Origin of the sequence: Micromonospora sp. NPDC050187 (assembly GCF_044459745.1) — a bacterium.
Lineage (GTDB): Bacteria > Actinomycetota > Actinomycetes > Mycobacteriales > Micromonosporaceae > Micromonospora.
On record NZ_JBITJH010000003.1, the window covers coordinates 44,893 to 59,049 of the forward strand.

At 73.0% G+C, this 14,157-nt stretch carries 12 protein-coding genes; 10 read left to right on the top strand and 2 right to left on the bottom strand.

Annotation, left to right across the window (positions count from 1 at the left end):
- Nucleotides 1–9 precede the first annotated feature (9 nt).
- Both ACIBJE_RS06055 and ACIBJE_RS06060 read left to right on the top strand, forming a co-directional pair.
- The gene (locus ACIBJE_RS06055) at nucleotides 10–846 is read left to right on the top strand and encodes a siderophore-interacting protein (protein ID WP_396743636.1); all 837 of its coding nucleotides are present in this window, start codon (nucleotides 10–12) and stop codon (nucleotides 844–846) included.
- Nucleotides 847–961: 115 nt separating this feature from the next.
- Complete coding sequence (locus ACIBJE_RS06060; protein ID WP_396743639.1) at nucleotides 962–1,825, top strand: peptidoglycan DD-metalloendopeptidase family protein; 864 nt, start codon at nucleotides 962–964, stop codon at nucleotides 1,823–1,825.
- Nucleotides 1,826–1,975: 150 nt separating this feature from the next.
- Here the strand turns inward: ACIBJE_RS06060 and ACIBJE_RS06065 are convergent, their stop codons facing one another.
- Nucleotides 1,976–3,856 carry a glycerophosphodiester phosphodiesterase gene (locus tag ACIBJE_RS06065; protein ID WP_396743642.1) on the bottom strand — a complete coding sequence of 627 codons (1,881 nt, stop codon included), beginning with the start codon at nucleotides 3,854–3,856 and terminating at the stop codon, nucleotides 1,976–1,978.
- Between the two features lie 47 nt (nucleotides 3,857–3,903).
- The gene (locus ACIBJE_RS06070; RefSeq protein WP_396743645.1) at nucleotides 3,904–4,584 is read right to left on the bottom strand and encodes a hypothetical protein; all 681 of its coding nucleotides are present in this window, start codon (nucleotides 4,582–4,584) and stop codon (nucleotides 3,904–3,906) included.
- A gap of 127 nt (nucleotides 4,585–4,711) precedes the next feature.
- Here ACIBJE_RS06070 and ACIBJE_RS06075 point away from each other — a divergent pair, with 127 nt between their 5' ends.
- The 8 genes from ACIBJE_RS06075 (at nucleotide 4,712) to ACIBJE_RS06110 (ending at nucleotide 14,154) form a co-directional block, all read left to right on the top strand.
- Nucleotides 4,712–6,343, top strand: coding sequence for a BCCT family transporter (locus tag ACIBJE_RS06075; RefSeq protein ID WP_396744527.1), 1,632 nt, complete (start codon nucleotides 4,712–4,714; stop codon nucleotides 6,341–6,343).
- 109 nt (nucleotides 6,344–6,452) lie between these two features.
- Complete coding sequence (gene dnaG, locus ACIBJE_RS06080) at nucleotides 6,453–8,318, top strand: DNA primase (protein WP_396743648.1); 1,866 nt, start codon at nucleotides 6,453–6,455, stop codon at nucleotides 8,316–8,318.
- Complete coding sequence (locus tag ACIBJE_RS06085; RefSeq protein ID WP_396743651.1) at nucleotides 8,318–8,851, top strand: hypothetical protein; 534 nt, start codon at nucleotides 8,318–8,320, stop codon at nucleotides 8,849–8,851. Before dnaG ends, ACIBJE_RS06085 begins: the two co-directional genes overlap by 1 nt.
- Before the next feature lie 63 nt (nucleotides 8,852–8,914).
- Nucleotides 8,915–9,844, top strand: coding sequence for an ABC transporter ATP-binding protein (locus tag ACIBJE_RS06090; protein ID WP_396743654.1), 930 nt, complete (start codon nucleotides 8,915–8,917; stop codon nucleotides 9,842–9,844).
- A 14-nt stretch (nucleotides 9,845–9,858) separates the two neighbouring features.
- Complete coding sequence (locus ACIBJE_RS06095) at nucleotides 9,859–10,668, top strand: ABC transporter permease (protein WP_396743657.1); 810 nt, start codon at nucleotides 9,859–9,861, stop codon at nucleotides 10,666–10,668.
- A gap of 9 nt (nucleotides 10,669–10,677) precedes the next feature.
- Nucleotides 10,678–11,487: an ABC transporter permease gene (locus ACIBJE_RS06100; protein ID WP_396743660.1), complete on the top strand. Its 810-nt coding sequence runs from the start codon at nucleotides 10,678–10,680 to the stop codon at nucleotides 11,485–11,487.
- An 87-nt stretch (nucleotides 11,488–11,574) separates the two neighbouring features.
- Nucleotides 11,575–12,717 (top strand): YihY/virulence factor BrkB family protein, encoded by a 1,143-nt coding sequence (locus tag ACIBJE_RS06105; protein ID WP_396743663.1) that lies wholly within the window; start codon nucleotides 11,575–11,577, stop codon nucleotides 12,715–12,717.
- A gap of 258 nt (nucleotides 12,718–12,975) precedes the next feature.
- Nucleotides 12,976–14,154, top strand: coding sequence for an ROK family protein (locus ACIBJE_RS06110; RefSeq protein ID WP_396743666.1), 1,179 nt, complete (start codon nucleotides 12,976–12,978; stop codon nucleotides 14,152–14,154).
- Nucleotides 14,155–14,157 lie beyond the last annotated feature (3 nt).

The window sequence follows — 14,157 nt, forward strand, 5'->3', positions numbered from 1 at the left end:
CTAACCAGCATGACGGACCGTCCGAAGAAGGTCACCACCACCGCGCACCTCGTGCGCACCGCGCGTCCCACCCCGCATGTGATCCGCCTGGTGCTGGGCGGGGACGGGCTGGTCGGGCTGCCGGTGGGCGAACACACCGACCATTACGTCAAGTTGCTCTTCCCCCAGCCGGGCGTGGTCTACCCGACCCCGTTCGACCTGGACACGATCCGCCGGGACCTGCCCCGCGAGCAGTGGCCCCGGCTGCGCGCCTACACCGTGCGTGCCTGGGACCCGGTGGTCAACGAGCTGACGATCGACATCGTGCACCACGGCGGCGAGGGGGTGGCCGGGCCGTGGGCCGCCGCGCTGCGCCCCGGTGATCCGGTCCACTTCCTCGGCCCCGGTGGGGCGTACGCGCCGAGCCCGGCGGCGGACTGGCACCTGCTGGTCGGCGACGAGAGCGCCCTGCCGGCCATCGCGGCGTCGCTGGAGCGCCTGCCGCTCGACGCGCCGGCCCGGGTGTTCGTGGAGATCGACGGGCCGGCGGAGGAGCAGCCGCTGCCCAGCCCGGGGGCGGTCGAGGTGGTCTGGCTGCACCGTGGTGGCCGTCCGGTCGGTGAGGCGCTGGTCGCGGCGGTGCGGGCGCTGGAGTTCCCACCCGGCGCGGTGCACGCCTTCGTGCACGGCGAGGCGTCCTTCGTCAAGGAGTTGCGCCGGCTGCTCCGCGTCGAGCGGGGGGTGCCCCGGGAGATGCTCTCCATCTCCGGCTACTGGCGGCGTGGCTTCAGCGACGAGGGCTGGCGGGCCAGCAAGCCGGACTGGAACCGCCAGGTCGAGGTGGAGGAGGCCGCCGCGATCGGGTGAGCGCCGCCCGCAACCCTTGATCAAGGTCGATCGACGTCGATATATTGACCCCTTGCGTCCGGCACCCGGGCGGTACGTGACGGTCGCCGTGACCGGGACCGGAGGAGGGGGCGCCATGTGCGGGACGGGCAACGGGACGGACCGGCGGACACTGCTGCGGGGGGCCGTGGCCGGCGCGGTGGTGCTCGGCGGCACGGCGGTGGGTCTCGGCGGCGCGCTCGCGGGCGGTACTCCCGCGTACGCCTCCGGCTTCCACAACCCGTTCACCGGCTACCCGATCTCCGACGGCTGGCAGGCGCACCTCGACCGGGGCTCGCTCGGCGGCATCGACTACGTCATGTCGGTGGGCACCCGGCTGCCGGCCTGCGGCGGCGGCACGATCCAGAACATCCCGTACAACGGCACCGGCGGGCACACCGTCACGATCCACCACCCCAACGGCTACCGCACCCAGTACATGCACCTCTCCGCGTTCAGCCTCGGCAACGGCGCGGTGGTCGACGCCGGGGCGACGGTCGGGCTCTCCGGCGGCGCGGCGGGCGCGCCCGGCTCCGGCTCCTCCACCGGACCGCACGTGCACTGGCACATGATCAACCCGTCCGGGGTGCGGATCAACCCGCTGACCTACCTCGCCGGGATCGGCGGCACGCTGCCCAAGACCTCCACCGAGTCCGACGGGATCCCCGGCCCGATCATGTGGCAGCGGGCGCAGAACTGGCTGCGGATGGAGCACGGCTACACCGGTCCGATCGACGGTGCGCCGGGGCCGAACACCTACGCCGCCCTCCAGCGGGCGATGCGCGGATACGGCTACACCGGCCCGATCGACGGTGTGCCCGGCGCCAACACCTGGGCGGCCGTCCAGCGGCTGGCCGCCCGCTGGGGCTATACCGGGCCGGTCGACGGCGTGATGGGCCCCAACTCGTGGCGCGGCTTCGCCCGCTTCCTCAACCAGGACCGCTACGACCGGACGGCCTGACCCGGGCGGTGCGGCCGGACCGGCGGCACCGCAGGGGGAAAGGGCCGTCGGCGAGCGCGCCGGCCGACGGTTCGGGCTGGTCGACGGCGCGGGCACCGGGCCGTGACGCGGTGACCGGGCCGGACGGGCCGGCCCGGTCACCGACGCGGGTCAGCCGGCCGCGAGAGCGCGGGCGTCCGCCGCGATCAGGGCCGCCACGTCCTTCGGGACCTGCTTGCCGGCGTGCTGCTCGGCGTACCGGGCGAGCTGGGCGTACCGGCCACCGGCGAGGGCGGTGAGCATCGCGTTCCGGGCACCGGTGGCGACCGCAGGGGTGAGCACCAGGTGCGCCAGGCCGGTCGGGTCGGCGACCACGGTGAAGGTGGTGGTCGCCGTGGTCCGGCCGCCCGGACCGGTGGCCTCGACCCGGATCGTGTGCGTGCCGGCGGTGAGCCGGGTCGGGTCGAGCACCTGGCCCGGGGTGGCCGGCTCGCCGTCCAGGGTCACCGTGACGGTGTCCGCGTCGCCGGTGACCACGCCGAGCACCGGGCGCTGGGCGCGGTCCAGCCGGGCCCCGTCGGACGGCGAGGAGACGCTGACGGTCGGCCGCGCCACGTCGTCCTGGAGCCGCGCGGCGTTCCAGCCGGTCAACTCGGCGGGACGGTTGGTGATGATGCCGTCCACGCCGTACCCCTCCAGACGCTGCCAGGCGGTGGCCGAGTCCACCGTCCAGACCATCACCGCCACCCCGGCGGCGTGCAGGTCCGCGACGACCGACGGGCGCGCGGTCAGCGCGGCGTCGCTCGGGTTGTACGCGGCCAGCCCCAGTTCCTTCGCCAGCGCCACCGGGTCGGCGTCGAGGGTGCTCCGCAGCAGCCCCAACGGCAGCTCGGGCGCCAGTTCCCGGACGTGACGCAGGTGCGTCTCGTCGAAGCTCTGCACGAAGACCCGGGTGGTCATCCGCTCGGCGCGGATCACCTCGACGATCCGGGCGACCTCGGCGTGGGTGTGCGCGCCCTTGATCTCCAACAGCAGGTTGCCGCCCCGGTTCCGCAGGTCGGCGAGCTGCTCGGCGAGGGTGGGCAGCCGCGCGCCGGTGAAGTGCGGGGCGAACCAGGACCCGGCGTCGAGCGCCTTGAGCTGCGCCGAGGTGAGGTTGCGGATCGCCCCGGTGCCGTCGGTGGTGCGGTCGACGGTGCCGTCGTGCAGCACGAACGGCACGCCGTCCCGGCTGGGCTGCACGTCGTTCTCGATCCAGTCCGACCCGGCCCGGCGGGCCACCTCCTGGGCGGCCAGGGTGTTCTCCGGGGCCGCCGCCGAGGCACCCCGGTGGGCGATCACGGTCAGCGGAGCGCCGTCGGGGCGGAGCAGCCCGTTCGGGGCCAGTTCGGTGACCGTGACGTCGTCGAACGAGACGGTCGCGCCGTTGACCACCAGGGCCTGTCCACCGTCGGGGGAGCGCTGGAGGCTGCTGGTCCGCATGAGCTGACGCCCGTCGAGGAACCAGCGGGCCTGGTTGCCGTGCACCTCGATGGCGACTGTGACGTCCCGACCCGTCCCGGCCGCGTACGGCGCGGAGGTGGTGTTCGTGACGTTCCAGCTGCCCGCCGGGGTGAGCTGCGCGAACTCCAGCCCGTTCGCGGCCGTGCTGCCGCTGCGCATGGTGGCGATCCACCAGGGGTTGGCCCCGCTGGCCGGCACGTCCAGGCCGAGGGCCGTCCACCGGGTCGCCTCGTTGACCTTCTCGAAGCGGACGGTGGCGGAGAACCGGAAGTGTTCGAGGTGCCGGCCGAAGGTGATCTTCCGGGTGCCGCTGGTGGCGGTGCCGACCAGCCGGCCGTCCACCACCTTCCAGTCCCCGTCGACCGCCCGCCAGCCGGCGGGGAGCGTACCGCTGTCGAAGTTCTCGGCGACCACGACGTCACCCGGCTCGGCACCGGCGGGCGTGGCCTTGCCCAGCGTGGTCAGCAGGCCACCGGCGACCACCAGCGTGGCCAGGCCGGCGACCGCGCGCCGCCGGGCCGACGTCGGCCCGGTACTAGAAATGATCATGAGGGAAGACCCTAGGGTAGGCCCACTAACGCGACCGTGACCTGCGGTTACTCCCGCGCGAACGACTCGTGTACCGCGTTGTCGGCCGGGCGCAGGGTGGTGCGCCGCGCAAGCACCTCGCCGACCAGCCGGGCGGACTGGGCCACCCGGCGACGCACCACGACCAGGTGCGCCGCGACGGCACCGGCGAGGGCCGCGACCGCGCCGGCCACCGCGAGCCAGCCCGGCGCGACCGCTGCCAGGCCGGTCCCGGCCGCCACCGCCACCACCACGCTGTTGATCAGCCCGATGGTGCCGGCCTGCCCGACCAGGTCGCGCGCCCAGTGCCGGCGGAACGGCTCCGGCGCGAACGGCCCCGGGTCGTCCAACGTCGGCATCATCAGGTACGGCGCCAGATCCGGCGCACGCCGGGCCAGGTACGTGCGCAGCACCGTCGCGGCGACCGCGTACCGGCGGCCCCGGGCGTTCAGCTCCACCTGCCGGGCGAAGACCGCGCTGCCCAGCATCAGCACCAGCGCGCCCAGCCCGGCCAGCACGGTGGGCCGGATCACGCCGGCCGGCGTGCCGGTGGTGACCATGCCGGCGGAGACGGCGGTGGCGGCGGTCGCCACGGTCAGGAAGAAGGTGAACCGGGCGGTCGTCTGGTCGTCGATGGCGCGGCTGGCCTCCCGCAGGTGTTCGTACTCGGCCAGCGCGATGGTCAGCGGTGCGTCCGGTTCCTCGGCCATGGTCCTCCGTCCGTTTCCGGCCACGAGCGTAGTCAAGATCCACAACCGGGAGTAAGCCGCCCGGGACGCCGCAGATGTTATGTATGGGGGCATAGCCGACGGTCCCGACAGGATGGGCAGGGTGACCATGGCCGAGGAGAGAACGCAGCCCGCGAGCCAGCCGGTCGACCCGCTGGTGCTGGCCCTGGGCGTCGGCGGGGTGCTCGCCGTGGTGGCCTGGGGGGTGTTCGGTCGGACCTCGCTGGCCTCCTTCGGCACCTCCGGCCTGGCCTGGGTGATCGGCACGTTCGGCTGGTTCTTCGTGCTCGCCGCCGACGCCTTTCTGGTCCTCGCGGTGGTGCTCGCCGCCTCCCGGTTCGGCCGGATCCGGCTCGGCGCGGACGACGACGAGCCCGAGTTCAGCACGCTGGCCTGGACCGCCATGATGTTCAGCGCCGGCATGGGCATCGGCCTGGTCTTCTTCGCCGTGGCCGAACCCATCCAGCACTACGCCACCCCGCCCCCGGCCACCGGCGTCGCGCCGCAGAGCGGCCCGGCCGCCGCCGCGGCCATGCAGTACACCCTCTTCCACTGGACGCTGCACCCCTGGGCGATCTACGCGGTGGTGGCGCTGGCCCTGGCCTACTCCACCTTCCGCCGGGGGCGGAGCAACCGGATCTCGGCGGCCTTCACCCCGCTGCTCGGCCGGCACGTCGACGGGCCGGTGGGGCGGACGATCGACCTGCTGGCCGTCTTCGCCACCGTCTTCGGTTCGGCGACCAGCCTCGGCCTCGGCGCGCTCCAGGTCGCCGCCGGGCTGGACATCGTGGCGGGTGTGCCCGACAGCACCACCGTCGAACTGGTGGTGATCGGCGCCCTCACCCTGGCCTTCGTCGTCTCGGCCTTCTCCGGGCTGCACCGGGGCATCAAGTGGCTCTCCACCACCAACGTGGTGCTCGCGGTGGCGCTGCTGCTCTTCGTCTTCGTGCTCGGCCCGACCGTCTACACCCTCGAGGTGCTCCCCGCCGCCGTCGGCGACTACCTGAGCAACCTGCTGACCATGTCCACCCGGACCGGGGCCTTCTCCGACCCGTCCTGGCTCGGCGACTGGACGATCTTCTACTGGGCGTGGTGGATCTCCTGGGCGCCGTTCGTCGGCATCTTCATCGCCCGCATCTCCCGGGGACGGACGGTCCGCCAGTTCCTCGTCGGGGTGCTGCTCGTGCCGAGCGGGGCCAGCGCCATCTGGTTCGCCGTGCTCGGCGGCAGCGCGCTGCGCGCCCAGGCCACCGGTGCCCGTGACCTGGTCGCCGATGCGGCGGCCGGCAGTGAACAGGCCCTCTTCGGACTGCTCGACTCACTCCCGCTGGCCAGTCTCACCAGTGTCCTGGCCATGGTGCTGATCGGGATCTACTTCATCACCAGCGCCGACTCGGCCTCACTGGTGCTCGGGTCGCTCAGCTCCCGGGGTGCGCTGCGTCCGCACCGACCGGTGGTGGTGCTCTGGGGTGTGCTGATCGGCGCGGTCGCGGCGGCGCTGCTGCTCGTCGGCGGGCTCGACGCGCTGCAACAGGCGACGATCATGGTGGCGCTGCCGTTCGTGCTGGTGATGCTCGGGCTCGCCGTGGCGCTGCTGCGGGACATGGCCCGGGACCCGCTGGTCCAACCCACCCGCACCCGCCGTCCGTACGGTCTGGCCGCGGCGGTGCGGGCCGCCCGGTCGTACGACGAGGAGGACCCGCCGCCGGTCACCCGGCACCTGTGGCGACGCCGCTCCTGACCGTCGACGCCGGTGCGCCCCCTGACCGGACGGCCCCGTCACACGCCGTGCCCCCGCCGGGCCGATCTCCGGTCCCGCAGGGCAGGATGTACGCCGGAGGAGGTGGCGGATGGCTGGGCGGATCCGGGACGAGGACATCGCGCTGGTACGCGAACGCACCTCGATCGCGGACGTCATCTCGGAGACGGTGACGCTGAAGTCGGCCGGCGGCGGCAACCTCAAGGGGCTCTGCCCGTTCCATGACGAGAAGAGCCCGTCGTTCAACGTCTCGCCGGCCCGGAACGTCTTCTACTGCTTCGGCTGCGGCGCGGGCGGCGACGCGATCAAGTTCCTGATGGACGCCGACCACCTCAGCTTCGTCGAGTCGGTCGAACGGCTCGCCGGCCGGGCCGGCATCCAGCTCCGCTACCTCGAGGACGGCAAGCCCGCCCCCCGCGTCCGGCAGCAGCAGGGGCAGCGGCAGCGCCTCGTCGCCGCGCACGCCGCCGCCGTCGAGTTCTACCAGGCCCAGCTCGGCACCGCCGGGGCCCGACCGGCACGCGAGTTCCTCGCCGAGCGCGGCTTCGACCGGGCCGCCGCCCAGCGGTACGGCTGCGGCTTCGCCCCGGACGCCTGGGACCTGCTCACCAAGCACCTGCGTCAACAGGGCTTCAGCCACGACGAGCTGGTCACCGCCGGGCTGTCCCGGCCGGCCCGCTCCGGTTCGCTGATCGACCGGTTCCGCCGCCGGCTGCTCTGGCCGATCCGGGACCTCAGCGGCGACGTGATCGGCTTCGGCGCGCGGAAGCTCTTCGACGACGACGACGGCCCGAAGTACCTGAACACCCCCGAGACGCCGATCTACAAGAAGTCCCACGTGCTCTACGGCATCGACCAGGCCAAGCGGGAGATCGCCAAGCAGGGCCGGGTGGTCGTGGTCGAGGGGTACACCGACGTGATGGCCTGCCACCTTGCCGGGGAGGCGACCGCCGTGGCGACCTGCGGCACCGCCTTCGGCGGGGACCACATCGGGGTGCTGCGTCGACTCCTGCTGGACAGCCACGACGTGGCCGGCGAGATCATCTTCACCTTCGACGGGGACGCCGCCGGGCAGAAGGCCGCGCTGCGCGCCTTCGAGGACGACCAGCGTTTCGTCGGGCGGACCTTCATCGCGGTCAGCCCGGACAACATGGACCCGTGCGAGCTGCGGCTGGCAAAGGGCGACCTGGCCGTCCGGGACCTGGTCGCCCGGCGCGAGCCGCTGGTCGACTTCGCGCTGCGGCACGTGATCGGCCGGTACGACCTGGACACCGTCGACGGTCGGGTGGAGGCGATGCGCCGTGCCGCCCCGCTGGTCGCCAAGCTCAAGGACGCCGAGAAACGCCCCGAGTACGTCCGCAAGCTCGCCGGTGACCTCGGCATGGAGCTCGAACCGGTGCAACGGGCGGTGCTCGCCGCCGGAGGCGCGCCGGTCGGCCGGGAGGCGTCGCGCTCCGCCCCGGTCCGGCGGGAACCGGCGGTGGACAGCCCGCAGTCGATGGTCGAGCGGGAGGCGCTGAAGCTGGCCCTCCAGGAGCCGGTGCTCGCCGGCCCGATGTTCGACGCGGTCGACGCGGACGAGTACCGGCACCCCATCCACCAGGTGGTGCGCGCGGCCGTCGCGGAGGCCGGCGGGGTGTCGTCGGCGACCGGCGGCGCGGTCTGGGTCGGCCAGGTCCAGGACGCCTGCGCCGATCTGGCCGCGCAGGCCCTCGTCGCGGAGCTGGCCGTGGAGCCGCTGCGGATCGACGGCGAACCCGACCCGAGGTACGTCTCGATCACCCTCGCCCAGTTGCAGTGGGGGTCGGTGACCAGCCGGATCACGGACCTCAAGTCGAAGATCCAGCGGGTGAACCCGGTGGCGCACAAGGACGAGTACTTCGCGCTCTTCGGCGAGCTGCTCTCGCTGGAGCAGCACGCCCGGGCGCTGCGCGAACAGGCCGCGGGAGGACTGTGATGGGACTGTTCAACCGTCGACCGAAGCTGCCCGCCCGGCACCGGCCGGAACTGGCCGCCGACGAGCGGATGCTCGCCTGGGCCCGGGTGGGCGACGGCGACGAGGCCGCCTCGGTCGCTACCAACCTCGGGCTCTGGCTGCCCGGCCGGGCCGAGCGGCTGGGCTGGCACGACATCCTCAAGGCGGTCTGGTCCGGGCGGGAACTGCGGGTCACCCCGGCGGAACGCCTCGCCGAGCGGGACGGCTACCTGGTGGTCGCCGACGCGCCCACCGACACCTACCTCCTCCTCGATCCGGGAGAACTGCCGCACCAGGTGCGCGCCCGGGTGACCAAGTCGGTGGCGTACACCGAACACCACCCGGTGCCCGGCGGCGCGGGCCGGATCGCCGCCCGCCGGGTGCCCGGCGTGGACGGCCTGACCTGGACGGTCCGCTACGACCCCGGCACCCCCACCGACGACCCGGAGGTGGTCGCCGAGACCGACCGCCTGGTGGCCACCGCCCGGATCGCCACCAGCCCCGGCGAGCTGTAGGGGCGGACCGGCCCCTCGGAAAAGGGGTAGGACGCCTCGGTGGTGCCGGCTAGGGTCTTCGGCGTGACGGCAGAGGTGTTGATCCGGGCCCGGGGCCTGGTGAAACGGTTCGGCGACTTCACCGCCGTGGACGGGATCGACGTCGACGTCCACGCCGGGGAGGCCTTCGGCTTCCTCGGGCCGAACGGCGCGGGCAAGTCCTCGACCATGCGGATGGTCGGCTGCATCTCCCCGCCCAGCGGGGGCGAGCTGCGCATTCTCGGCAGGGACCCGGTCCGCGACGGGCCGGCGATCCGGGCCCGTCTCGGCGTCTGCCCGCAGCTGGACAACCTCGATCCGGAGCTGACCGTCCGGGAGAACCTCACCACCTATGCGCGCTACTTCGGCATCCCCCGCCGGGTGGCCCGGGACCGCGCCGCCGAACTGCTCGACTTCGTGCAGCTCGCCGAACGCGCCGACAGCAGGGTGGAACCGCTCTCCGGCGGCATGAAGCGCCGGCTGACCATCGCCCGCGCGCTGGTCAACGAGCCGGAGATCGTCCTGCTCGACGAGCCGACCACCGGGCTGGACCCGCAGGCCCGGCACCTGGTCTGGGAACGGCTGTTCCGGCTCAAGCAGCAGGGCGTCACCCTGGTGCTGACCACGCACTACATGGACGAGGCGGAACAGCTCTGCGACCGCCTGGTGGTGATGGACGGCGGCCGGATCGCCGCCGAAGGGTCGCCCCGGGCGCTGATCGAGCGGTACTCCACCCGTGAGGTGGTCGAGCTGCGCTTCGCCGCCGAGTCGCAGGAGGCGTTCGCCGGCAAGCTGGCCGACCTCGGCGAACGGGTCGAGGTGCTGCCCGACCGGGTCCTGCTCTACGTCGCCCACGGGGACGACGCGGTCGCCGAGGTCCACGCGCGCGGACTCGCCCCGGCGAGCGTGCTGGTCCGGCGCAGCAGCCTGGAGGACGTCTTCCTCCACCTGACCGGCCGCACCCTGGTCGACTGAGGGCGGGAGCACGGATGAGCGTGACCCAGCAGACCCGGCGGGAGGCGGCCCGACCGGCGCTGCCCCGGGTGCCGGCGCTGGCGGTCCTGGCGTACCACCTGGTCGGGTACCGCCGCACCTGGCGGTCGAGCGTCTTCTCGTCGTTCCTGCTGCCGGTGCTCACCGTGCTCGGCTTCGGCGTGGGCGTCGGCGCGTACGTCGACCAGGGCGTCGACGGGGTGTCCTACCTCGAATGGATCCTGCCCGGACTGGTCGCCTCCACCGCCTTCCAGGTCGCGGTCAGCGAGTCGACCTGGCCGGTCTACGGCAACTTCCAGTGGACCAAGCTCTACTACGCGCAGAGCGCCGCCCCGCTGCGGGCCGGCGACATCCTCGGCGGGCACCTGATCTTCGTCCTGCTCCGGGTGCTCACCTCCGCCGCCGCGTTCCTGCTGGTCGCGGCGTTGTTCGGGGCGGTGCGCTCCGGGTGGGTGCTGCTCGCCGTGCCGGTGGTGGCGCTGCTCGGCCTGGCGGTGGCCGCGCCGGTCTTCGCGTTCGCCGGCAGCGTGCCCGGCGACAGCTACCTGGCGCTGCTGTTCCGGTTCGCGGTGATCCCGGCGACGCTGTTCGCCGGGGTGTTCTTCCCGGTCGAGTCGCTGCCGGTGGGGCTGCGCTGGGTGGCCTACGTGACCCCGCTCTGGCACGGCGTCGACCTGTGCCGGGCCGCCGCGCTCGGGGTGGCCCCGCAGTGGTCCGCCACCGGGCACCTGCTCTACCTCGCGGCCTGGGCCCTGGCCGGCTGGGTGCTGGCCCGGCGCGTGTTCCACCGCACCCTCGTCGTCTAGGGAGGACCCGTGGTCGCTCTGGTGCTGCCCCGGCTGCTCGACGCCCGCGCCGCCGCCCGCCGGTCCTCCGCCGTGGCCTGGCGGAACGTCGACACGCTCGGTACGGCGTACTGGCTGGTGCTCGTCTCCGGCTTCCTGGAGCCGGTGTTCTACCTCTTCTCCATCGGCGTCGGGGTGGGGGCGCTGGTCGGCGACTTCACCCTCCCCGACGGCTCCGTGGTGTCCTACGCGACGTTCGTCGCCCCGGCGCTGCTCGCCTCGTCGGCGATGACCGGCGCGCTGGCCGAGACCACCTTCAACTTCTTCGGCAAGATGAAGTACCAGAAGCTGTACGACGGCGTGATCGCCACCCCGGTGCAGCCGTTCGAGATCGCCCTCGGTGAGCTGGCCTGGGCGATGCTGCGCGGGTCGCTCTACTCGGCGGCGTTCCTCGTGGTGATGGTGGCGATGGACCTGACCACCGTGGCCCGGGCGGCGACGGCGCTGCCGGCGGCCCTGCTGGTCGGCTTCGCGTTCGGTGCGCTGGGCATGACCATCGCCACCCTCATGCGGAGCTGGCAGGACTTCGACCTGCTCGGGTCGGCGCAGTTCACCCTCTTCCTCTTCTCCGGCACCTTCGTCCCGGCGCAGGCGTACCCGGACCTGCTGCGCTGGGTGGTGGAGGTGACCCCGCTCTACCGTGCGGTGCACCTGCTCCGGGACGTCACCCTCGGCACCGGCGGCGGGGGATGGCTGGTCGACGTGCTCTACCTGGTCGGGTTGACGGTGCTGTGCCTGGTCGTGGCGTCCCGCCGGACATCCCGGCTGCTCTACCGGTAGCGAACGGCGGGGTGGGGCGGGTGGGTGGTTACCCTGGGCCGGGTCGGGGCATGAGCAGGGGGAGACAGCCGACCTGAGGGAGGGGCGATGGCCTCCGACGAGTCCCCCGGCCGGGGCGGGCACCGCGACCGCTCCACCACTACCGCCCGGCGTGCGCCGGCCGATCCGGGCGAGCCCCGCGCGGACGCGGAGCCGGCGGAGCGGGACGCGTCGACCCGGAACCGTCCGGTCGGCCCGGACGACGGACCGGACAGCCCCACCGAACTCTCCGGTACGGGGTGGCTGGCGACGCTGCGCCGCACGGGACGGGAGTTCTCCGACGACAGCCTGACCGACTGGGCGGCCGCGCTGACCTACTACGGCGTGCTCTCGATCTTCCCCGGCCTGCTGGTGCTGGTCTCGCTGCTCGGACTGCTCGGCGAGAGCGCCACGAACGAGGTCCGGGACACGGTCACCGAGGCGGTGCCGGAGGAGAGCGTCCGCCGGATCATCGAGGGGGCCATCGACCAGGCCAGCGCGTCCGGCGGCCTGGCCAGCGTGGCGGCGGTGATCGGTCTGCTCGCTGCCTTCTGGTCGGCCTCCGGGTACGTCGCGGCGTTCATGCGTGCCTCCAACTCGATCTACGACGTGCCGGAGGGACGGCCGATCTGGAAGACCCTGCCGATCCGGGTCGGGGTGACCGCCGTGATCGGGGTGATGCTGCTGGTCAGCGCGGTGATCGTGGTCTTCACCGGCCGGCTGGCCGAGGCGGCGGGGGACGCGATCGGGCTCGGCTCGACGGCAGTCACGGTGTGGAACATCGCCAAGTGGCCGGTGCTGCTGGTACTGGTCAGCCTGATGTTCGCGCTCCTCTACTGGGCCTCGCCGAACGCCCGGCACGGCGGGTTCCGCTGGGTCAGCCCGGGTGGCGTGCTGGCGGTGCTGATCTGGCTGGTCGTGTCGGGCCTCTTCGCGCTTTACGTCAGCAACTTCGGCTCGTACAACAAGACGTACGGGGCGCTGGCCGGCGTGATCGTCTTCCTGATCTGGCTCTGGCTGAGCAACATCGCCATCCTGCTCGGGGCCGAGTTCGACGCCGAGCTCGAACGCAGCCGGGCGATCGCGGCCGGGCACTCCCCGGAGAAGGAGCCCTACGTCGAGCTGCGCGACGACCGCAAGCTTCGCAGGAACGCCCGCAAGCGGGAGCAGGAGCGGGAACGGCAGCGGGAGCGTCACCCGGACGCCCACTGACACCCGCACCGCCGCACCGCCCCCGCCGCACACCGTGGCGGGGGCGGTGTCGTGTCGGTGCCCTTCCGGGGCAGGTCGGGACGGGCCGCACGTTACCGACAAGTTTCGACGAGTCGACCAAATCTTTTGTTGTGGAGAACAAAAGTTGAATCCAGATCGTCCGAAGCTCTGGACAGGTCTGCCGGAAGCCTCCTACTGTGACGGGCACGACACGACGACGTCACGTCGACGTGAACGGCTTGAAGCGAGGTGAGTCCGGTGCGGAAGGCCCATCCGCTGCACCTGCGACTGCTGTGGTTGCTCCGCGACGAAGGCGCGCTCTCCCGGGCCGAGCTCGCCGACCGCCTCCAGATCCCGCGCCCGCGTCTGATCGCCGAGCTGGAACGGCTGGTCGCCCTCGGCTACGTCGCGGAAGCCGGCCTGGCCAAGTCCCGGGGCGGTCGCCGGTCCACCCTGGTCGAGCTGGACCCCCGCCTGCGGTTCGCCGCGGTGGACATGGGGGCCAGCTCGATCGACGTCGAGGTGGTCAACGGGCGGCTCGAACCGGTCGCCGCCTACGCCGAACAGGCCGACATCCGCTCCGGGCCGAAGGCGACCCTGCACCGGGTCAACGAGCTGCTGCACAAGGCGAAGGCCGACGGGGCGTACGAACGGCTCGACGCGATCGGCGTCGGGCTGCCCGGCCCGGTGAGCTTCCGCGACGGGGTGCCGGTCTCCCCGCCGATCATGCCGGGCTGGGACCGGTTCCCGGTCCGGGAACTGCTCACCCGCGAGCACGGCTGCCCGGCGGTGGTCGACAACGACGTCAACATCATGGCGATCGGCGAGCGGCACGGCGGGGTGGCCCACTCGGTGGACGACTTCCTCTTCGTGAAGATCGGCACCGGAATAGGGTGCGGGATCTTCCTCGGCGGCGAGGTCTACCGGGGCAGCGACGGCTGTGCCGGCGACATCGGCCACATCCAGGTCGAGTCGCACGGCCCGGTGTGCTCCTGCGGCAACACCGGCTGCCTGGAGGCCCTGTTCAGCGGCGCGGCACTGGCCAAGGACGCGACCGCCGCCGCGCGCAGCGGCGCCTCCCCGGCGCTGGCCGAACGGCTCGCCGCCCGGGGCCGGGTCACCGCGCTCGACGTCGCCGCCGGTGCGATCGAGGGGGACGTCACCTGCATCCAGCTCATCCGCGAGGGCGGACGGCGGGTCGGCGGCGTGCTGGCCGGGCTGGTCAGCTTCGCCAACCCGTCGATGATCGTCATCGGCGGGGGACTGGCGCAGCTCGGCCACGTCCTGCTCGCCGAGATCCGCAGCGTCGTCTACCGCCGGTCGCTGCCGCTGGCCACCGGCAACCTGCCGGTGGTCCTCTCCGAACTGGGTCCCCGCGCCGGAGTCGCCGGTGCGGCGGTGCTCGCCAGCGACGTCGCCTTCCTGGAGGCGTCGTGAGCA